Source organism: Pedobacter sp. FW305-3-2-15-E-R2A2 (assembly GCF_038446955.1).
Lineage (GTDB): Bacteria > Bacteroidota > Bacteroidia > Sphingobacteriales > Sphingobacteriaceae > Pedobacter.
The window spans coordinates 2,229,219-2,251,101 of the sequence record NZ_CP151803.1; the positions used below are offsets into that span (position 1 = coordinate 2,229,219).

The 21,883-nt window shown below is 42.5% G+C and carries 21 protein-coding genes and 1 riboswitch; of the genes, 20 read left to right on the forward strand and 1 reads right to left on the reverse strand.

Annotation, left to right across the window (positions count from 1 at the left end; translation table 11 throughout):
• Positions 1-18: 18 nt before the first annotated feature.
• From kdpB to AAFF35_RS09275, 5 genes are all read left to right on the forward strand, one after another.
• Complete coding sequence (gene kdpB / locus AAFF35_RS09255) at positions 19-2,052, forward strand: potassium-transporting ATPase subunit KdpB (RefSeq protein WP_143010512.1); 2,034 nt, start codon at positions 19-21, stop codon at positions 2,050-2,052.
• Positions 2,053-2,098: 46 nt separating this feature from the next.
• Positions 2,099-2,665, forward strand: a complete 567-nt coding sequence (locus AAFF35_RS09260) for a K(+)-transporting ATPase subunit C (protein ID WP_342332155.1) — start codon at positions 2,099-2,101, stop codon at positions 2,663-2,665.
• Between the two features lie 159 nt (positions 2,666-2,824).
• Positions 2,825-3,895, forward strand: coding sequence for a porin (locus AAFF35_RS09265; protein WP_074610709.1), 1,071 nt, complete (start codon positions 2,825-2,827; stop codon positions 3,893-3,895).
• A 262-nt stretch (positions 3,896-4,157) separates the two neighbouring features.
• Positions 4,158-5,285, forward strand: coding sequence for a sensor protein KdpD (locus AAFF35_RS09270; RefSeq protein WP_342332156.1), 1,128 nt, complete (start codon positions 4,158-4,160; stop codon positions 5,283-5,285).
• Positions 5,286-5,361: 76 nt separating this feature from the next.
• A complete protein-coding gene (locus tag AAFF35_RS09275) occupies positions 5,362-7,122 on the forward strand; it encodes an ATP-binding protein (RefSeq protein WP_342332157.1) in 1,761 nt (586 codons plus the stop codon).
• 74 nt (positions 7,123-7,196) lie between these two features.
• On the opposite strand, the gene AAFF35_RS09280 is transcribed toward AAFF35_RS09275, so the two are convergent.
• Positions 7,197-8,093, reverse strand: a complete 897-nt coding sequence (locus AAFF35_RS09280; RefSeq protein ID WP_342332158.1) for a DMT family transporter — start codon at positions 8,091-8,093, stop codon at positions 7,197-7,199.
• A 282-nt stretch (positions 8,094-8,375) separates the two neighbouring features.
• A riboswitch (cobalamin riboswitch) is annotated at positions 8,376-8,568 on the forward strand.
• A gap of 165 nt (positions 8,569-8,733) precedes the next feature.
• On the opposite strand from AAFF35_RS09280, the gene metE reads away from it, so the two are divergent.
• From metE to AAFF35_RS09355, 15 genes are all read left to right on the forward strand, one after another.
• The gene (gene metE / locus AAFF35_RS09285) at positions 8,734-11,052 is read left to right on the forward strand and encodes a 5-methyltetrahydropteroyltriglutamate--homocysteine S-methyltransferase (protein WP_342332159.1); all 2,319 of its coding nucleotides are present in this window, start codon (positions 8,734-8,736) and stop codon (positions 11,050-11,052) included.
• Between the two features lie 58 nt (positions 11,053-11,110).
• Positions 11,111-12,115, forward strand: a complete 1,005-nt coding sequence (locus tag AAFF35_RS09290; RefSeq protein ID WP_342332160.1) for a beta-ketoacyl-ACP synthase III — start codon at positions 11,111-11,113, stop codon at positions 12,113-12,115.
• Positions 12,116-12,150: 35 nt separating this feature from the next.
• On the forward strand, positions 12,151-12,537 hold the full coding sequence (locus AAFF35_RS09295; protein ID WP_073234650.1) for an acyl-CoA thioesterase: 387 nt from the start codon (positions 12,151-12,153) through the stop codon (positions 12,535-12,537).
• An 82-nt stretch (positions 12,538-12,619) separates the two neighbouring features.
• Positions 12,620-12,994, forward strand: a complete 375-nt coding sequence (locus AAFF35_RS09300; protein ID WP_342332162.1) for a hypothetical protein — start codon at positions 12,620-12,622, stop codon at positions 12,992-12,994.
• Positions 12,995-13,141: 147 nt separating this feature from the next.
• Complete coding sequence (locus AAFF35_RS09305; RefSeq protein ID WP_342332163.1) at positions 13,142-13,576, forward strand: hypothetical protein; 435 nt, start codon at positions 13,142-13,144, stop codon at positions 13,574-13,576.
• Entirely contained in the window at positions 13,576-14,214 is a 639-nt protein-coding gene (locus AAFF35_RS09310) for an SCO family protein (RefSeq protein WP_342332165.1), read from the forward strand. The genes AAFF35_RS09305 and AAFF35_RS09310 overlap by 1 nt, the downstream gene beginning before the upstream one ends.
• Complete coding sequence (locus AAFF35_RS09315; protein WP_342332166.1) at positions 14,211-14,471, forward strand: YHS domain-containing protein; 261 nt, start codon at positions 14,211-14,213, stop codon at positions 14,469-14,471. Before AAFF35_RS09310 ends, AAFF35_RS09315 begins: the two co-directional genes overlap by 4 nt.
• Before the next feature lie 39 nt (positions 14,472-14,510).
• On the forward strand, positions 14,511-14,876 hold the full coding sequence (locus AAFF35_RS09320; protein WP_342332167.1) for a hypothetical protein: 366 nt from the start codon (positions 14,511-14,513) through the stop codon (positions 14,874-14,876).
• Positions 14,877-15,077: 201 nt separating this feature from the next.
• On the forward strand, positions 15,078-15,878 hold the full coding sequence (locus AAFF35_RS09325) for an MbnP family protein (RefSeq protein WP_342332168.1): 801 nt from the start codon (positions 15,078-15,080) through the stop codon (positions 15,876-15,878).
• 5 nt (positions 15,879-15,883) lie between these two features.
• Positions 15,884-16,960: a cytochrome c peroxidase gene (locus AAFF35_RS09330; protein WP_342332169.1), complete on the forward strand. Its 1,077-nt coding sequence runs from the start codon at positions 15,884-15,886 to the stop codon at positions 16,958-16,960.
• Positions 16,961-17,013: 53 nt separating this feature from the next.
• Positions 17,014-17,865: an MbnP family protein gene (locus tag AAFF35_RS09335; protein WP_342332170.1), complete on the forward strand. Its 852-nt coding sequence runs from the start codon at positions 17,014-17,016 to the stop codon at positions 17,863-17,865.
• Positions 17,866-17,870: 5 nt separating this feature from the next.
• On the forward strand, positions 17,871-18,932 hold the full coding sequence (locus AAFF35_RS09340; RefSeq protein ID WP_342332171.1) for a cytochrome c peroxidase: 1,062 nt from the start codon (positions 17,871-17,873) through the stop codon (positions 18,930-18,932).
• Positions 18,933-18,970: 38 nt separating this feature from the next.
• Positions 18,971-19,894 carry a transporter gene (locus AAFF35_RS09345; protein WP_342332172.1) on the forward strand — a complete coding sequence of 308 codons (924 nt, stop codon included), beginning with the start codon at positions 18,971-18,973 and terminating at the stop codon, positions 19,892-19,894.
• A 134-nt stretch (positions 19,895-20,028) separates the two neighbouring features.
• Positions 20,029-20,607 (forward strand): sigma-70 family RNA polymerase sigma factor, encoded by a 579-nt coding sequence (locus AAFF35_RS09350; RefSeq protein WP_342332173.1) that lies wholly within the window; start codon positions 20,029-20,031, stop codon positions 20,605-20,607.
• Positions 20,608-20,679: 72 nt separating this feature from the next.
• A complete protein-coding gene (locus tag AAFF35_RS09355; protein WP_342332174.1) occupies positions 20,680-21,729 on the forward strand; it encodes a FecR domain-containing protein in 1,050 nt (349 codons plus the stop codon).
• Positions 21,730-21,883: the final 154 nt, after the last annotated feature.

Sequence of the window (21,883 nt, forward strand, 5' to 3'; positions counted from 1 at the left end):
TCAATAGAATAAGAAAACATGAAAAATAAATCTAATATATTATTTGAACCTGCTTTAGTGAATACTGCGTTAAAGCAATCGTTTATCAAACTTGATCCACGTTTGATGATCCGCAATCCGGTGATGTTTACCGTGGAGATCGGAACATTCGTGATGCTGTTCGTTACGCTTTACTCTATAAGCAACAGCAGTCAGGGTTCGTTCGGATATAACCTCATTGTGTTTATCGTACTTTTGCTAACTGTCTTATTTGCCAACTTCGCGGAAGCAATTGCAGAGGCAAGAGGTAAAGCACAGGCAGACAGTTTACGTAAAACCAGGGAAGAGACACCTGCAAAAGTAGTGTTGAGCAATGGAAAGATTGAAGTCCGTTCTTCTAATCAATTGAAAAAAGGAGATGTGTTTATCTGCGAAACCGGAGATACCATTCCTACTGACGGAGAGATTATTGAAGGGATTGCAACGATTGATGAATCGGCCATTACCGGAGAATCTGCTCCTGTGATCCGCGAATCCGGCGGTGATAAATCTTCGGTAACAGGCGGCACAAAAGTGCTTTCAGATCAGATTAAAGTTCAGGTGACCACTCAGCCGGGTGAAAGCTTCCTGGATAAAATGATCGCGCTGGTAGAAGGTGCTTCCCGTCAGAAAACACCAAATGAGATCGCTTTAACGATCCTGTTGGCTGGTTTTACCCTGGTTTTCATCATTGTATGTATCACCTTAAAACCTTTTGCAGATTATTCAAATACACCAATTACGATTGCTGCATTCATCTCTTTATTTGTCTGCCTGATTCCAACCACCATCGGAGGTTTACTTTCTGCCATTGGTATTGCCGGAATGGACAGGGCATTAAGGGCCAACGTGATCACTAAATCAGGTAAAGCGGTAGAAACTGCCGGAGATATTGATGTATTGTTGCTGGATAAAACAGGAACGATCACCATCGGTAACCGTAAAGCCACCAACTTTTACCCTACGGCAGGCATCATCATCAAAAGCTTTACTGATGCTTGTGTTTTGAGCTCTTTAGCCGATGAAACGCCTGAAGGTAAATCGATCATTGAACTGGCCGCTTCGCAAGACGATAAACTGATGACCACAGCACCTGAAGGTTCTAAATTTATCAAGTTTACCGCAGAAACCAGGTCCAGCGGTTTAGATACTGCAGATGGCAGAAGAATCAGAAAAGGTGCTTTTGATTCCATCCGCAACATTGTGCTGACTGCAGGAAATCCTTTTCCAATGGACATCGAAGAGCAGGTGAAAAGAATCGCCAGCAATGGTGGTACGCCGCTCGTAGTGGCCGAAAATGAAAAAGCATTAGGCGTAATTGAGCTGCAGGACATCATCAAACCGGGCATCAGTGAACGTTTTGAACGCCTTCGTAAAATGGGTGTGAAAACGGTGATGGTAACCGGAGATAATCCTTTGACTGCTAAGTTTATTGCTCAGAAAGCAGGTGTAGATGATTTTATTGCTGAGGCTAAGCCTGAGGATAAAATGAACTATATCAAAGAAGAACAGGCACAGGGTAAGCTGGTAGCGATGATGGGTGATGGTACAAATGATGCACCAGCGCTTGCACAGGCAGATGTGGGTGTGGCTATGAACAGTGGTACACAAGCCGCTAAAGAGGCGGGTAATATGGTCGACCTGGACAATGATCCAACTAAGCTGATTGAGATTGTAGAGATCGGAAAACAGTTGCTGATCACCAGAGGAACGCTGACTACCTTTTCCATTGCCAATGACGTGGCCAAATATTTCGCCATCGTTCCGGCTTTATTTATCGTCTCCATCCCGGCATTGCGCAGCCTGAACATCATGAACCTGCACAGCCCGGAAACAGCGATCCTGTCGGCAGTTATTTTCAATGCACTCGTGATTCCATTGTTGATTCCGGTTGCCTTACGCGGGGTGTCTTATAAGCCAATTGGTGCGAGCGCCTTATTGCGTAGAAACCTGCTTATTTATGGAATAGGAGGGGTAATTGCTCCATTTATCGGAATAAAATTAATTGATATGTTGATTTCTTTGATGGCATAGTCGCCGGATTCATAGAAAGAGATCATTGAAATAAATAAAAAAAGTTATGAAAAAATACATCATACAATCGTTGAGATTAACAGGCGTACTTATGGTACTGTTATGTGTCATCTATCCATTAGCCATCGCTTATGCCGGAAAATTTACCCCAGGTGAAGGAAGTGGTGAAAAAGTAACCAAAAATGGTAAAGTAGTCGGTTATGCACTAATCGGTCAGTCTTTTACCAAACCGGAATATTTCTGGGGAAGGCCATCAGCCGTAGGCTACAACGCAGCAGGTTCAGGAGGTTCTAACAAAGGACCATCAAATGCGGAGTACCTGAAAGAGGTTTCCGGAAGAATTGATACGCTGCTAAAATACCACCCTTACCTGAAAAAATCTGATATCCCTGCGGATATGGTGACCGCTTCCGGTAGTGGTCTTGATCCTAACATTTCAGAAGCAGGAGCAATCATGCAAATCAAAAGAGTTGCGGCATACCGCAAACTTGACGAAAGAGTGGTTGCTGAAGCGGTAGTGAAAAACACCGAAGGCCCCTTGTTCGGCTTATTTGGCCCTTCAAAAGTGAACGTGCTGAAACTCAATGTTGCCCTTGACGAATTAAAGAAATAATTCCCCCCGCCCGATGGTGCTGCCCAATCCAGATGCGTTTGCCGAATCTGGAAAAGGCAGCTAAACGGGAAATAAAAAAGGAAACGATCATCAGCCTTTGCTAAAAAAATGAAGGTGTTGATGATCGCTTCGAAAAGATACGAAAGAATAAAAATTGACATGAAGAAACTACTTACATTATCAGCGGTATTAGGTACTGCATTATGCTCTTACGGACAGGAAGAATCTAAAATTAAAGTAACAGGTTACCTGGAAACTTACTATGGATACGACTTTAATAAACCATCAGATAACAACAGACCGGGATTTATCTATTCCCATAACCGTCATAACGAAGTGAACTTAAACCTGGGATTTATCAAAGGCAGTTACGACAATGGAAACATCAGAGCGAATGTGGCATTGATGGCAGGAACCTATTCGAATGCGAATTTAGCGGCCGAACCAGGTGTATTGAAAAATGTACTGGAAGCAAACGCTGGGATTAAAATTTCTAAAACCGCAAACCTTTGGATCGATGCCGGGATTTTCTCTTCTCATATCGGTTTTGAAAGTGCCGTATCAAAAGATTGCTGGGTACTGACCCGAAACATCTCTTCGGAAAACACACCATATTACGAATCCGGAGCTAAACTTACTTATGGCACTAATGACGGGAAATTTACAGCAACAGCGCTCTACCTGAATGGATGGCAACGCATCAACCGTCAGAATGCAAACAGCCAGCCTGCGGGAGGTGTTCAGTTGACCTGGAAACCTACCGATAAAATTACCGTGAATTACAGTAATTTCTTAGGAACTGAGGGAGCAGATTCTGTTCGTGTCCGCCGTTTTTACCATAATGTATATGGAATTTTCCAGGTCACAGATCATTTTGGTGTAACGCTTGGAATTGATTACGGAACGCAACAAAAAGCCAAAGGAAGTTCCGCGAAGAATGAAGTGTTTTCACCTGTCGCTATTGCTCAGTATCGGTTTAACAGCAATTGGGCGCTGGCAGGTAGGGTAGAACATTACCAGGATAAAAATGGTGTTTTTATTGCAACAGGAACAACGAATGGATTTAAAACCACGGGTTATTCGCTGAATGTAGATTATGCACCATTTCCAAATGCGGTAGTCAGACTGGAAGGAAAAGTATACGACAGCAAGGATAAAATCTTTGTTCGTGAACAAAGCGCAGTAAATTACAATGCGGCAATGACAGCAAGTATTGCAGTATCGTTCTAACAATAAATAAAGAGATACCCGTCATCCCGGACCGGTGTGCTGAACCAGAAAGCGAACGGGACATGATGAAAAAAATGACGCAATCAGGAACAGCCTGGGATGACAGGTAGCTCTTCTAAAAACGGAATAACTCATGGAAAAGAGAAACTACAATACACGTTCAATTAAACTTATTCCCTTGTTAAGTGTTGGTTTAGTGCTGCTTATGGTACTGTGGTATTTGGTGAGTAAGGATTATGTGATTCTTAAATGGTAAACAGCAATGGAAGATAATAAGTCAGGTTCTGTAAAAGATTTTCTTGATCTGGTGAAACGGTCAAGGAGAGGGAAATTTAAGGTGTACATCGGCATGAGTGCAGGAGTGGGCAAGACCTACAGAATGCTGCAGGAATCCCATGCACTCTTAAAAAATGGAATAGACCTGCAGATTGGCTATATCGAAACACACAACAGGCTGGAAACCCATGCGCTATTGGCTGGTGTTCCGGTGATTCCGAGAAGAAAGATCTTTTATAAAGGCAAAGAACTGGAAGAAATGGATGTGCAGGGCATCATCAACATTCATCCGGAAGTGGTGATTGTGGATGAACTGGCCCATACAAATATAGAAGGAAGTAAAAACACCAAACGCTGGCAGGATGTCGTAGATATTTTAGAAGCTGGGATCAGTGTGATCTCTGCCGTAAATATCCAGCACCTGGAAAGCATGAATGAAGAGATCGAAAAGATCACCGGAATTCCAATCACAGAAAGGATTCCGGATAAGATATTAGAGCTGGCAGATGAAATTGTAAACATCGATTTAACTGCCGATGAATTGATCGACCGCCTGAAAGCCGGAAAGATCTATGATGAGAGCAAAATTTCCAGGGCCTTAGATAATTTTTTTCAATCGGAAAAGATCCTGCAATTGCGGGAAATGGCACTAAAAGAAGTGGCTCATCATGTGGAAAGAAAGATCAGCATTGAAATTCCCAAACAGATCAAACTGCGTCAGGAACGCTTTATGGCCTGCATTTCCACGAACAATAAAACTGCTAAAATTGTGATCCGTAAAACAGCAAGGCTGGCTTCCTATTACCGTTCTCCATGGATTGTGTTATATGTGCAGAATAGTAAGGAAAGTGGTGATAGAATTAAATTAGATTTGCAACGCCATCTGATCAATAATTTTAAGCTTGCAACAGAGCTGGGTGCAGAAGTGATCAAAGTGAAAAGTGATGACGTTACCGGCACGATTACGAGGATGGCAGATGAAAAAGAAATTACGACAATATGTATTGGAAAACCGCATTTAAACCTTTTTCAGGTGATCATGCGAACGGCAATTTTTAACCAGTTGCTGAAGCATATTTCCACCACAGAAACGGACCTGGTGATTTTATCATAACCGGTCAGTTAACATCAGAAAACACGAGGGTTATCCCTTTAAAAATATAAAAACAAGTATTAAAAAAAATAGTGTCATGAAAATCAAAACCAAACTCCGCCTCGGATTCGGATTCCTGTTTGTGGTGGTTATCTTCTTTGGAGCAATTTCTTTGTTTTACATGAATAAAATCTCGCTGAGTTCCAAAGTGATCCTGAAAGACAATTATGAAACACTGAACTATACGAGCAATATGCGTGCAGTATTGGATGAACATCAACTGCCCCTTTCTGTTGCTGCAAAGAAAGATTTTGAAAACTACCTGGAACTGGAAGGAAAGAACGTGACGGAAAAAGGAGAGGGGGAGGCGGTTGCGGCCTTGCGCAAAGCTTATGAAAATATAAACAACCCTGCTGCGAGCCTGTCTGATATGCAGGCTGCAGTGACTAAGCTGAGGTCAGAGCTCCGGATCATCGATAAATTGAATATGGATGCCATCGTCCGTAAAAATGACACCGCGCAAAAGGCGATAGAAAAAGCGGCCATGTATGTGATCTTTGCCGCTTCAATTTGTTTTCTGATCTTGTTTTCTTTTATCGTTAATTTTCCTGGTTTCGTGGCCAATCCATTAAGGGAGTTTTCGGAAGCGATCCGCGAGATCAGTCGCAAAAACTATAAACAACGCCTGGAATTTAATGGTTCTGATGAATTCGCGGAGCTCGCCGTGTCTTTCAATGCGATGGCCCACGAGCTCAATAAATGGGAAAACAGCAACCTTTCTAAGATTCAATCGGAGAAATTAAGGATTGAAGCGATCATTGAGCAAATGCAGGATGCGATTATCGGTTTGAATGAGCGTAAAGAAATTCTCTTTTTTAATAAGGTTGCAGGAGAACTGTTGAACCTGAATGGAGAAGCGGTGATCGGCCAGAATGCAGAAGTATTAATGAAAAAGAACGATTTGCTGAACCGCATTCTCCAGGGCAAACAGACGGAGAAAGCCATGAAGATCTATGCAGACAATAAAGAATCTTATTTCCAGCTGGAAAAACGGGAAATCACGGTTCCTGTTTACGAAGGACAGACAGATGTGGCCATGAACCAGACGGCAAAAGCTGCAGGAGAGGTCTACATCTTAAAAAATATCACGCAGTTTAAAGAGCTGGATGAAGCGAAGACCAATTTTATCGCTACGGTATCCCATGAATTGAAAACCCCGATTTCTTCCATTAAAATGAGTTTAAAGCTAATGGACGATGAACGGGTAGGCATGATGAATGTAGAACAGAAAGAACTGGTGCAGCACATCCGCGAAGATTGTGGCCGCCTGCTAAAGATCACGAGTGAATTGCTGGACCTTGCACAGGTAGAAACGGGAAACCTTCAGCTGAATTTCGTGAAATCCGACCCCCGAAAGATTGCGATCTATGCCATGGATTCTGTCCGCTTTCAGGCAGAGCAGAAAAATATTGAATTGGAACTGATCAGCAGGAATAATTTGCCTAAGGTGAATGTAGATGTAGAAAAAACAGCATGGGTCCTGGTAAATTTCCTCTCTAATGCACTTCGTTACAGTGCGGAGAAATCGAAAGTCGTGATTCAGGTGATCGAAAATGCAGAAGACATCGAGTTTTCTGTGCGCGATTTTGGAAAAGGAATCGAGGAGATTTATCAAAAGAGATTATTTGATAAGTATTTTCAGGTTCCTACAGATGGCAATAACAAGTCCGGATCGGGATTGGGACTGGCCATTTCTAAAGATTTTATTGAAGCAGAAAGTGGAAAGATCTGGGTAGAAAGCGCATTGGGTGAAGGCAGTAAATTCTGTTTTTCCTTGCCTATTGATGTCAATGGTTAATTGTTCGAAATGGGCCGCAGAAGTGTAATCACTTCTTACGACCCTTTTCATCTCTTTTAAATCTTATAACTGATTCAATCAGACGCTAAAACATCGGTCTGCTTATTGGATGGTTTCAACGAAAATATGGTCTGTAAAACTACGGACGACATTACAAAAAGCAGACCTATATAAAAGGAAAAGTTGAGCTCTTTACTTTCGTTGAAGAAAAGAAAGGCAATGATGATGGCATATACTGGTTCAAGATTAAAACTTAAGTTTACAGTAAATGCAGATATGCGCTTTAATGATTCCGCAAAAATAATATAAAGTCCTACGGTGCAAAACGAAGCCAGCAGGATCAGATATCCGGTATCTTTCAAATCCGGAATAAGCGATGGTGCAGGGAAATAATGGAGATAGAGCGGGAGAAAGACACCCAAAGCAACTGTACCTCCAATCATCTGGTAGTAATTGATGATCCTGCTGTCGTATTTTCTTACAATCCGCTCGTTGTAAATGGTGTAGAGGGCGGCGAAAGCCGAGGATATGACACCGAGTATGATTCCCAGCTGATAGGAAGCGTCGAAATGGAAGATTAATGCAATGCCGATAAGCGTTAGCAAGCTTAACAACAGCTCGCTTATATTGAATCGCTGGCGGTTAATCAGCGGACTGAATACTGCAGTAAAAAAACTGGTTAAACAATAACATACGACACCGATTGAAATATTCGAATATTTTATACTGGCGTAGAAGAATACCCAATGAATGGTTATAAAGAGCCCAATTTTAGCAATATCAAATTTTTCTTTTGAAGTGTTGCAGTCCCGGACTTTGAAAAGTTTCAGGATCAAAAACAGAATAATCGAAGAGAAAAATACTCTGTACCAAACCAGAAGCCCTTCGTTCAGGGAAATGAGTTTACCGAATATACCGGTGAAGCCGGCAAGTATTACCGCAAAGTGTAATAACAAATATGATTTTTTCATAAAAGAATTGTCTTCCTGTTCTAACACAGGAAATAAATATTAATAAATAAACTGAAAACACGTAGGTATACCGAAGAGTGCCAGTTATTTCATTGGCAAAATCAAAGGATACCTTGTAGGTTAAATATTAATATCTAGGGGGAGGAAGACAGCTCTTTCTATTCATATGATCGATTTTGATAAAAATAAATAAAATATCTGGAAATCCGATGCTCCCGTTAAGGTATACCAGGGGAGCTGGATTTTTCCTTACCTTTGTTCTGATAAGTTCTTTACTTTATTTCATCATCAACCGGAAGAGGTTTTACTTAGCTGTAGATTAATAGGGAATCGTGTGTAAATCACGAGCTGTCGCGCAACTGTAAGTAACACAAAAAGGTTTTTACCCAAGAATATCCACTGTTCCAATCCAGGAATGGGAAGGATGGTAAAAATGTTACAAGTCAGGAGACCTGCCTTTACCGAATTGACATTGCTTTCGCGATCTGAAGCATGGGTCAGGTAGGTGTATATCCAATACATACCTTCTTCGGAAGGCGTGTGTCTGTACATTTATTTTTCCTTTTCCTTCTTTCCGTCAGCATTGCGATTTCAGCAAAGAACTTTTAACTGATCTTTTCATCAATTAAAAAGCAAGACAATGCTAACAAACAATCTAGGCTACCCGCGTATAGGTAGTAACAGAGAACTCAAAAAAGCCTGTGAGCAATTTTGGGCAGGGAAAAGTACCATTCAAAATCTGGTACAGGTAGGGAAAAACATCCGCCAGCAGAACTGGGAGCTGCAAAAAGAGAAAGGAATCGACTTGATTCCTTCCAACGACTTCTCATTTTATGATCAGGTATTGGATTTGTCCCTTACCGTAGGTGCCATTCCTAAGCGCTACCATGAGGTGATTCTCAACAAGTCAAATACAGAGCTGGACCTTTACTTTGCGATGGCCAGAGGTTATCAAAAAGAAGGACTGGACATCACTGCCATGGAAATGACCAAATGGTTTGATACCAATTACCATTATATCGTACCGGAATTTACCAAAGATCAACAGTTCAAACTGTTCTCCACTAAATTACTGGATGAATATCAGGAGAGCAAAAGACTGGGCATTCAAACCAAGCCAGTGCTGATTGGCCCGGTATCTTATTTATTGTTAGGTAAAGAGAAAGAAGCTGGGTTTGATCGGATTGACCTGATCAAAAACCTGTTGCCAGTCTACATAGAGATTCTTAAAAAACTGGAAGAACAACAGGTAGAATGGGTACAGTTTGATGAGCCCTTTCTTTCTTTAGACCTGACAGAGAAAGATAAAGCGGCATTTAAATATGTGTATGCTGAAATCAAAAAACAGTTTCCCAGACTTAAAACGCTTCTGGCTACTTATTTCGAAGCTTTAAAAGACAATACAGAACTGGCGGTTGGACTTCCTGTACATGCTTTACATATCGATCTTGTGAGAAATCCGGAACAATTGTCGACTGTTTTAGCCGTAATTCCTGCTAGGCTTGTCCTTTCTATCGGTGTGGTTGATGGCCGGAACATCTGGAAAAATGATTTTCGTGCATCCTTGCAATTGATTGAAACCGCAAAAGAGAAGATTGGTGTAAACCGTCTGATCATTAGTCCTTCTTGTTCTCTGATCCATTCACCATGTGACCTTGATCTGGAAACGAATGAGGCTACACTAACGCCGGAGATCAAACAATGGCTATCTTTTGCGAAGCAGAAGGTAGAAGAGCTGGTGATTTTAAAGCAATTGGCAGAAGGCGATGCCCAGGCCCAGACACAGCTGGAAAGTAATGTACAAGCCAATAGCAACAGGAAAACATCTACTTTGATCCATAACCCTGGCGTAAAGCAAAGGGTATCAGGGGTTACTGAAAAAGATGAGCAGCGCTTAAATCCCTATGCACTAAGAAGTGTTGCTCAAAAAGAAGCCTTGAAATTACCTTCCTTCCCAACCACTACCATCGGTTCCTTTCCGCAAACTGCAGAAGTAAGAAGCTGGAGGGCAAAGTTCAAAAAAGGAGAACTGAGCCAGGAAGAATATGATGCATTGATTGAAAAGGAAACCAAAGAAACAATCCTTTTCCAGGAAGAAACAGGGATTGATGTACTTGTTCATGGAGAATTTGAACGCAATGACATGGTGGAATACTTCGGTGAGCAGCTGGCTGGATTTACGTTTACTAAAAATGGATGGGTCCAAAGTTATGGAAGCAGGTGTGTGAAACCGCCTATCATTTATGGAGACGTTCATCGCCCTGCACCAATGACCATCAGGTGGTCGTCTTTTGCGCAATCGCTGACGGAGAAATGGGTGAAAGGCATGTTAACCGGACCGGTTACGATTTTGCAATGGTCTTTTGTGCGCAATGATCAGCCACGTTCCGAAACCTGTACCCAGATTGCATTGGCCATCAGAGATGAGGTGCTGGATCTGGAAAGCGCAGGAATAAAAATTATTCAGATTGATGAGCCTGCAATTCGCGAAGGTTTGCCTTTGAGAAAGGCCGATTGGCAGAATTATTTGCGCTGGGCAGTACGTGCTTTCCGCATTTCTGCCAGTGGCGTACAGGATGAAACACAAATTCATACCCATATGTGCTATTCTGAATTTAATGACATTATTCAAAATATCGCAGACATGGATGCGGATGTCATCACGATTGAATGTTCCCGTTCACAAATGGAATTGCTGGATGCTTTTGCGGACTTCAAATATCCAAATGAAATAGGACCAGGGGTTTACGACATTCATTCGCCTCGTGTTCCAGCCAAAGAAGAGATGGTTTTTCTGTTGGAAAAGGCACGCTCAGTGATCCCTTCGGCACAACTTTGGGTAAATCCGGATTGCGGTTTGAAGACCAGACATTGGGACGAAACAAAAAAAGCATTGACAGAAATGGTCGCTGCTGCAAAAGTACTGCGGGAATATGTTGAAGAAGCTGTAACTTTGTAAAAAAAAATCAAACAGGCAAGTGGTACGCTTGCCTGTTTTAATAGATACAGCACACAGAATGAGAATACGTAAAAATGCGGTGATAACCGGAGTTGGTGGTTATGTTCCGGAAACTGTTTTGAGCAACAAGGACCTGGAAAAAATGGTGGAAACGAATGATGAATGGATCGTTTCCAGAACCGGGATCAGGGAGAGAAGAATCGTGAACGATGCCAATGTGGCCACTTCTGACCTGGCAACAAATGCCTTGAAAAGATTGCTTGAAGATGGAAATGTACACCCTGACGAAATTGACTGTGTGATTGTATCCACTTCTACGCCAGACTATGTAATGGTCTCTACCGGAAGTATGGTGTGTGAAAAAGCAGGATTAAAGAATGCCTGGGGAATAGATACCAATGCTGCCTGCAGCGGTTTCCTTTATGCTTTGACTCTTGGGGCAAGCATGATCGAAAGCGGACGTTGCAAACGTGTAGTCGTGATTGGTGCTGATAAAAACAGCTCGATCGTCAACTATAAAGACCGCAATACCTGTATTCTTTTTGGAGATGGTGCCGGAGCAGTTTTATTGGAACAAACAGAAGAAGAAGTAGGATTAATAGATAGTTATTTCAGAACAGATGGCAGCGGGAAGGAAAACCTGATCGTTACTGCCGGAGGTTCCAAATATCCTGCATCGCAGGATACATTGGATCAGAACTTGCATTATGTTCGTCAGGATGGCCGCGTGGTATTTAAAGCAGCGATTCAAGGCATGACGGATACTTGCAGAGAGATCCTGAGGGCAAATGACCTTGACATTAAACAAATCAACTATCTGATTCCTCACCAGGCAAATTTAAGGATCATTCAGGCCGTAGGGGAGCAATTGAACCTTACAGAATCACAGGTGAAAGTGAACATCGGCAGGTACGGAAATACCACCGCAGCAACGATTCCATTGTGCTTATGGGATTTTAAAGATGACTTCAAATACGGTGATAAACTTTTATTAACGGCTTTTGGAGCAGGATTCTCATGGGGTGCTACCTATTTAAAATGGGGCAAACTGAGAGGGAAATAGATTTTCCCCTGGAATGAGTGATTAAAGAAAAATAAATGACAGTAGAAGATAAAATTAAAGCGTCGGAAACACGCATTTTTAAAGCCGTGTTTCCCAATACCACCAATCATTACGATACCTTATTTGGCGGGACAGCCATGCACATGATGGATGAAGTTGCCTTTATTACGGCCACCCGTTTCAGCAGACAAATCATGGTAACTGTTAGTAGTGACCGGATTGATTTTAAAAAACCGATCCCTGCAGGAACAATTGTAGAGCTCATCGGCACAGTAAGTCATATCGGAAATACCAGTCTGAAAGTAAGAGTGGAGATTTACATTGAACAAATGTATTCTGAAGACCGGGAAAAGGCCGTTACAGGAGAGTTTTCTTTTGTGGCCATTGACGAACACAAGAAACCAATAAAAATATTGAAATAATATATGGAAAAGCAGGCTCAGGCCTGCTTTTTTTTATGCTTTATCTGGTAAATCCCGATAATTGTTCCCTATCTTTGCGCCAATGTTAATCAAACCAACAGCCATATTGCTTTTGTTGAGTTTACTTACGGTAAACTTCTCCAACGCTTTTGTGTTCGTTGGTTTTGAAATGAACGAGAAATACATCGCTGCCGAGCTTTGTGTGAATAAAGATAAACCTCAGCTTCACTGTAATGGAAAGTGCTATTTAATGAATAAGTTAAAGCAGGCGCAGGACAAAGAACAGAAACAGGAAAGACAAGCACAGAAAACACCCATTCAGGACGCCATCGTAGTCAACGCCCTGGAATTTAAACAATATGCCTTCGCGGAAATTCATTTTCATATTCCGCTGTCTACGGGAATGCCGCAATCTATTTTGAATGCGATTTTCCACCCTCCGCAGTTGAGCGTATAGTCCCGAAGTTGCTGGCCCTCCGGGTCAGACCATCCATTTTTTTTATGTCTGGCAAGGGAAGGGGGTATTGATATCCCTTGAATTGCCCTTATGCCGCATATTGGAAATTTGATGGCTAACCATACCCGAATATTTTTAAAAATTAAGATGAAGAAATTAGTTGGAATAGTGCTGCTGGCTCTTGGAGCAGCTGCATGTACGCAAAACGCAGATTACAAAAAAGAACGCGATGAAGTGATGAAGTTTCATGACCTGGTAATGGGTGATCAAACGGCCATCGTTAACTACCAGATGAAGCTGGATACCTTATTGAAAGACCTGAAAGGGCTTAAAGCAAAATATCCTGAGCTCGATACCTTAAAAGAAAAAGAATCGATGAAGGCCTTGTTGCAGGACCTGACTACGGCCGAAGACAGCATGAACGATTGGATGCACAAGTTTGAACCTGATGTAACAGGTAAGTCAAACGAAGAATCTGTCAAATATTTCAAGGAAGAAAAAGCGAAGATTCAACGCGTCGACAGCCTCTACAAAAAAGAAATCAAATCGTCCGAAGCTTACCTCAGTAAATTCAAAAAATAATGAGATTAAATATCACCTGTCTTTCCTTTTTTCTTTTGTTTCTTTTTAGCTGTAAAGAAAAGCCAAAACGGCTGCCATTTCTGCAAATGGAACAACAGGAGAAGGTTGTTGATGGTAAAACAGTGATAGATACTGTTTTTAGAACGATTCCCGCATTTAAACTCTTAAATCAGGATAGTGTGGCCGTAACGGATAAAGACTTCAATGGAGCGATCTATGTGGCGGATTTCTTTTTTACCTCTTGTCCAACCATTTGTCCGACCATGCACCGAAATTTATTGAAGGTGTACAAAAAGTATGAAGGCAATCCGGAAGTGAAACTGGCTTCTCATACCATTGATGTGAAGTATGATGTTCCTTCGAGAATGAAAGCATACGCAGATAAACTAGGTGTTAAAGGAACCCAATGGGAATACCTTTGGGGAGCTAAGGAAGAGATTTATGCCCTTGCGGAACGTAATTATATCGTTGCAGCAAAGGAAGATAGTAAAGCGCCCGGCGGTTTTATGCACCAGGGATACCTCATCCTGGTAGACAAAGAAAAACGCATTCGGGGTGCCTATGATGGGACTCTGGATAAAGAAGTCAAAAAGCTCATGGAGGACATGGATATTTTATTAAATGAGTATAAGAAATGAGAAAACTGACCACCTGCATCTTGCTGCTTTTACTCAGCAGCGCGGCCTTTAAATCCTCCGGAAATCCGGAGCTGTTTTCTGCTCCGCAAGCCCAGGCAGATACCCTGAAAACCGATGCCAGAGATCCGGTTTGCGGAATGAAAGTGAAAAAGGGAAGCACCCTTACCCACACACATAATAAGGTGGTGTATGGCTTTTGCAGTGCAGGCTGTAAAAAAAGTTTCGTAAACAATCCGGACAAATACCTTAAGAAATAAATGATGTTCAGGAGTTTTACCGCTATGTTTTTGTTGACCATGATACTGCTGACTCAGTTTAGCAGGGTCTTCATTTATGCGGGTTTTGAACTCAATCAGCAATACATTGCCAATACGCTTTGCGAGAACAGGGACAAACCAGAAATGCATTGCAATGGTAAATGTTACCTGACCAATAAACTCAGACAGGCAGAAGAAAAAGAGAAAAGGCAGGAAAGAGAAGCACAAAAGAAAAATGCAGGAGATACCTTCTTCATGAAGTCAAATGTATTGCTTGTTTTTCCTGCCTGGTTTATCAGGAAAGATTTTTCAAAAGAAAGACCTTTCCACCTGCCGGAAAGTATCACTGAAATTCTTCATCCTCCACCCGCGGCTTTCTTCATTTCCGCTTATTTAACAGCCTAGTTTTCTTTTTTCATCATCAGGAAAATCACCGTCATTTCGGCGAATAACCGTTATTTCGGACCATCATCTGTATATGGAAATGTCCTGGTGTTTCACAACACCGGAGGACTGGCTGTAAACAAAATTTTCAATTTTTTTAATCCTGCCTGCGAGCTCATTCCCATGGAATGGGAGCGGTATGACCCATAATTTTTAAATAAAATGAAGAAAATATTAACCATCCTTAGCTTATCAGTACTCTTATTTACCGCCTGCTCAAAAGATAAAGATCCCATCAATGCCATCGATGCAAATGGAAAAACTACCCTGACCTTTGATGCGGTCTTTGGGAATCAGGACTTTGCCCTTAATACCGACTTTACTGCTTCCGGAAAAATCTATAATTTCAATAAATTCAGGTATTGGATCAGCAATGTGGTACTGGTAAACAATACAGGCGCAGAATTTAAAGTTCCGGGATCTTATTATTTACTCGAAGAAACAGGGGTGATCAACCTGAAAGGGGTTAACAATGACCTCCCTACTACCGTTTATCCCGCTACGAAAAGAGAAGATATCGTGCTGAAAGACATTCCTGCCGGGGATTATAAAGCCATAAAATTCTCGGTAGGTGTAGATTCTAAATACAATGATAACCTGAGCATGCTTTCCGGAGAATTGTCTCCTTTAAACGGGATGACGAACGTTTCCTGGATGTGGCTGACGAGCTATATTTTTACTTCTGTAACGGGTAAAGTTACGGAAGGGGAGAATTCGAAAACACTGAAAATAGAAACGGGGCTCAATGCCAATTACAAAACTGTTGCGTTGGATCTGCCGAGAACATTAAGCATCAGCGCCGCAACATCAAGTCGTCTCGTTCTTAATGTAGATGTGGCCAAAGCACTCGACGGACTGGATGTCATGACGACTCCTGTCGTGGGAGCGGCGCAAGCCACTGCAATGACTGCGGTAGCAGGAAACTATGCGACGAAAGTATTCAGTATCAAATCGCTGAACTAAAACGCATGACCAGCAATTCTGCTTTTCTACGTATTGCTGCCGGACTTTTCTTCTGTGCGGTGCTGATTTCCTGTAAAAAGGAGACGCCGCAGGAAGAAAATCCTGTACGGCTTCATGAAGTTCAGCTCCAGCTGCCAAAGGAATTTCCTCCAATCGAGACAGATCCCGACAACCCTTTAACGGAAGAAGGAATTGAGCTGGGGAGAAGGCTTTTTTACGACACCAGGTTATCTGGTAACAACCGGATTTCCTGTGCTTCCTGTCACCGGCAGGAACTGGCCTTTTCGGATGGCTTAGTCCTGAGCAATAAAGGTTTTTCCGGACGTCCGCTGTTGCGGCATGCCCCGGTATTGTTTAATCTGGCATGGGCAAATCAGGGACTTTTCTGGGATGGAGGAGCTAAAAACCTGGAATCTCAGGCTTTTGGCCCGCTTACAGCTGAGGATGAAATGCATCAGGACCTCTATGAACTGGAAGCAGAACTGAAGGCGGTACCGGATTATGTGAATCGGTTTAAACGGGTCTTTAAGCAAGAAATCCGGTCAACAGATGTGGTAAAAGCTTTGTCGCAATTTCAACGGACGCTGATCTCTGCCAACTCACGCTACGATCAATACCTGCGTAAAGAGGTAATGCTTTCCATACCAGAGCTGAATGGCATGAACCTGTACCGCGAAAAATGTAGCGCTTGTCATAAGGGCGCATTATTTACCGATCAGGCTTTCCATAACAATGGCCTTGATGTCGTTTTCGGCGATGAAAAGGAGGGGATTTATCAGGGTCATTTCAGGGTGAGTTTTAACCCTGCCGATCTGGGAAAATTCAAAACCCCTTCCCTGAGAAACGTCTTGCTTACTGCACCATACATGCACGATGGAAGGTTCAATACGATAGCAGAAGTGCTGGAGCATTACAATTCCGGAATAAAAGCTACTCCGACTGTTGATCCCATCCTTTATCAGGACCATGGGACAATAGGTATTCCGCTTACCGAAACCGAGAAAGAGGAGCTGATTGCTTTTCTGGGAACATTAACTGACGAATCATTTATAACCAATAAAAAACAGGAAAATCCATTTTGATACGCTTGCCATTAATGGCCTCAAATTGGTTTTCTAATGATAAAAAAACAAAGATGAACAACCTAAAAAACTTTAAATCGATACTGCTGGGCGGTATCTTTCTGATCTTATCTGCCTGTTCTAAAAAGGAAGATGCTGCTCCGGAATTTGTAGCCGCAAATCTGGCCCCCTTTTCCGTAGAGTTTGATAATATTGTCGGAGAACGGACTTTTTCTATTAACAATACCGGAAGTCCATATACCAATGCTGCAGGAGAGAAGTTTTCTATTTCTTTTCTGCAATATTTCATCAGCAACATTAAGGTGGCGACTGCTTCCGGTCAGGAATACACCGTAAAACAGGACGATAGCTATTTCCTGATCAATGGTGCCGATAAAACGACCCGTTTTGCCAAGGTCAATGTTCCGGAGGGAGATTATACCCGCTTAACCTTTACCGTAGGGGTAGACAGTTTAAGAAGTACCATGCCGGTGGAAAAGCGGACCGGAATCCTGGATCCTGCCTATGGTGGTGGCCATGATTCAGGTGGGATGTATTGGGGCTGGCAAAACGGCTATATCTTTTTCAAATTCGAAGGGAATTCTGCGGTGATCTCTGACGATCAAAGTGGCGACCCTTCCGGTAAAAAGCAGTTCAAATACCATATTGGTGGTTTTGGCGGTTATAATGCCCCAACATTAAACAACATCAGGACAGTCACTTTGGACCTGAAAGCGGCCGGAATTGCGAAGGTGAGGAAGGACCGTCAGAGCAATGTGCACCTCTTTGTAGACCTGATGAAAGTCTTTAACGGAAAAAATGCCTTTAGTATCGCGGCGCATCCGAACGTCATGTTTGGTGACTTTAGTGCGAACATTGCCAATAACCTGAGCGAAATGTTCAGACATGACCATACCGAAAATTAGTCGCCATGAATAAAAAACACTGGATAACGCTTTTTCTGATGGGCATTTTTATTCTGGCCTGTAAGAAGGATGTGGTCCTCAAAGACAACCTTGTGATCGATAAGATTGCAGATTTTCTGGGCTTTCGGCAGCCTGCAAACTTCCCGGAGCCAGTCTATAATTTTGCCAACAATAAGATCACTAAAGAGGGCTTTGAATTGGGAAGGGCCTTGTTTTATGAGCCCCGGCTCTCCCGGAACAATACCATCACCTGTGGTTCCTGTCACATTCAATCTTCTGCTTTCACGCAGCACGGACATGACGTGAGCCATGGGATAGACGACCGCCTGGGAACGCGCAATTCCCCGCCGATTATGAACCTGGCCTGGAACAAATCGTTCATGTGGGGAGGTGGAATTTACGACCTGGATTTACAGCCCATTGCACCCATTACCACGCATGAGGAAATGGACGAGAAGCTGGAAAATGTATTCAATAAACTCCGGCAGCTGCCGAAGTATACGGAAATGTTTAAGCGTGCTTTTGGAAGCGAAGAGATCAGCACTGCGAGGTTTATGAAGGCTTTGTCGCAGTTCATGCTCCTATGTGTCAGTAGTAATTCAAAATATGATAAGGTAATGAGAAAAGAGGGGAATGCTGTTTTTACAGCCGATGAACAGGAGGGATATACTTTGTTTAAGCAGAAATGTGCTTCCTGCCATAGCGAACCCCTGTTTACCGATGGCACTTTCCGGAACAATGGCTTGGGGCCAAGCCCGATCAACGACCAGGGTTTATACCTCGCTACCCTCATCAGTACGGATAAGTATAAGTTTAAGGTGCCTTCTTTGAGGAACCTGCGCTATACCGCTCCTTACATGCACGACGGGCGGTTTTTGAGCCTGGGCGGCGTGCTGGAACATTACAATTCGGAAGTGCAGGCAACCCCCAATCTGGATCCCTTACTCCAGCAGGGAGACCGCCGGGGAATCACTTTAACAGAAAATGATAAGACAAAGCTAACTGCTTTCTTATCCACTTTAAATGACGAAGAGTTTATCAATAACAAACTTTTGTCTGAACAATAACAAGGTTTTATAACGATCAAACAACAATGATAATGATGATGAAGAGAATAATAATTAGCTTGATGCTGTTGTGCTCCACTACATTTGCCAGCTTTGCCTGCGACATTTGCGGTTGTGGCGTAGGAAGTTATTACCTGGGGATCCTGCCCGAGTTTAATAAAAGATTTATAGGGTTGAGGTATCAGCATAAGAGCTTACAGACTCATCTGGGGCCGTTGGGACAAAGGACGCCGATCACTGCCGATGAAACTTACCAGAGTGCCGAGCTCTGGGGAGGCTGGAACATCGGAAGCCGCTTTCGGATTTTGGCTTTTGTACCTTATAATTTCAATAAAAGAGAAAGTCAGACTGGCAATGGCACTAAAAACGGCCTTGGAGACATTGCACTGATGGGCTATTATAAGCTGCTGGACAAAAGTGGAACCCTTGGAGAACGCCTGCTGGTGCAATCGGTCTGGATTGGAGGAGGGCTAAAAGTGCCCACAGGAAAATATGAACCTTCGGAAAGACTGGCCATTCAGGAATCCCCGAATAACTTCCAGCTGGGGACAGCGAGCACTGATTTTACCCTCAATGCGGCCTATGACATCCGTTACAATGACCTGGGTTTGAATACAAATGTGAACTATAAGATCAATACGGAAAACAAATACCATTACCGTTATGGAAATAAGCTGACGGCAAATATGCTGGCCTATTACAAATTCAGACTCGCAAATGTGGTTACTGTAGCGCCTAATGCAGGTGTTTTATATGAGACCGCCGATAAAGATGTAGAAAATAATAAATACAATGTGGAAGTATCCGGAGGCTATTCCTTATCCGCTGTTGTGGGGGTAGAAGTAGCAATGAAAGGCCTTTCTTTTGGTGCCAATTACCAGAATGTACGTTCCCAGGACCTCGCAGGAGGGAGAGCGAAAGCCGGAAACCGGGTAATGGTACATATGTCTTTACCCTTTTAGGTTAGCGTCACTCAGCAGGGGCTGTCAATCCTGCTGAGTGATTTGTTAGTTAGGTGCAGATAATTTTTTATCGCCCTTTGACTTTTATTGTTAAATTTGTTAGAACCGGACTAACTAACTATCCTAACTGCCTTATGAACCTTTCCGTCCTCACAGATGATGAACTGGTCGTTCTTTTTAAAGACGGCAGCGAACGTGCGTTCAGGGAGATTTACACACGGTATTGGAAAGGGGTGTTCCAGGTGGCTTATAAAAAAACACATTATAAGGAGCTTGCTGAAGAACTCACACAAAATCTTTTTGTAGACCTTTGGCGCAGAAGGGAGACTGTAAACATTGGTTCCATCAGTAATTATCTTTTTGGAGGCTTGAAATATAGCATCATTAATCATTATAAATCTCAGCTGGTAAGGGAGAACTATCAGGATCACCTGAAGGTGCTAAAGAATGATACGGTAGAAAACACCGATTACCTGTTGATGCTCAATGAATTGTCTGGTGCCCTGACCGATGGGATCGCCAGGTTACCCAAGAAAACAGGAGAGGTGTTTAAGCTGAGCAGACTCGAACACTATTCTGTAAAGGACATCTCCCGGGAGCTGAACATCTCCGAAAAGGCGGTGGAATACCACATCACCCAATCCCTCAAATCGATGCGTTTTCATTTGAAAGATTACCTCTTTTTGCCCCTCCTTCTCAGCCTGTTTTTATAAAAACAGAAAATATTTTTATTTTCTTTAGGGATAGCCTGCCTTTAACTTACATATAGTTTAAAAGCTATAATAATGAGTAGAGAAGCATTTCATCTTTTATTGGACAGATACCTCCAGGGAACATGTACAGACGAGGAAAAAAGAATCGTTGAAGAACTTTACGGAATGCTTGATAAAGAAGACCTTGAGGAGATTAACCCCAGGGAAATCAATACTATGGAGCAAAAGCTTTGGGACAGGATTCATGTGGACATCTCCACTCCGGAAACAGCAAGCCCTGTTTTCATAAAACACAGCAGGCGATCTTCAGGAATGTGGACTGGTATTGCTGCTGCGGTTGCTGGTTTTCTGCTGATCACCGGTTATGTGTTTTTTAAAGAAGAAACCCGCATTCCAACATTCCTGGCAGTTCAATCTGTACAAGGTGTTAAAGAATGTACCAATACTTCGGGAAAACCCGAGAAAATTACCTTTGAAGATGGCAGCTCTGTCATCCTCGAAAAAAATGCGGTAGTTAAATATCCGGCTCATTTTAGTCGCGATGTCCGGGAAGTGACCTTGGAAGGGGCAGGATTTTTCCAGATCAGTAAAGATGCTTCCAGACCTTTTATGGTCTATAGTAAAGATGTGATCACCAAAGTTCTTGGAACGAGTTTCATGATCAGAACAAGTGCCTCCGGTAAATCAACTGAAGTTTCTGTGCATACGGGGAAAGTTCAGGTTTCTCCGGTTTCCGGCAGACTGGCCATTGTGAAAGGAATCTTAGGTACGGATAAAGCCATTTTCTTAACTCCTAATCAAAAAGCGGTATTCATCAGTGATCAGAAAGTATTTGAAAAAACGCTGGTCAGCAATCCTGAACCGGTAATGGCAGAACTGCGCGTTACCGAGGTTAAAGATGCTTTTGCTTTCAATGATGCGCCATTGGCAGAGGTGATCGCACAGCTTAAAAAGACCTATGAGATCGATTTTGTGGTAGAAAGCGGGGCTTTATACAACAATACGTTTACGGGAGACCTTTCTGAACAGAGCTTATATAACAAACTGGATTTTCTCTGTGAGTCTATTAAAGCGACCTATGAAATCTCGGGAACAAGCATCATCATTAAGAGTAAGAAATAACAAACGATAAGAAATAACGGGTCAAAAGATTTAAACCAGCAGCGTTGCGGGACCTTGCAGGAGCGAATCCGATCTGAATAAGCATTAGTAATCTAATTAACCAATCAACTAACCAACCAAACCAACAGCGTATGAAAAAGAGAAACTTTTACTA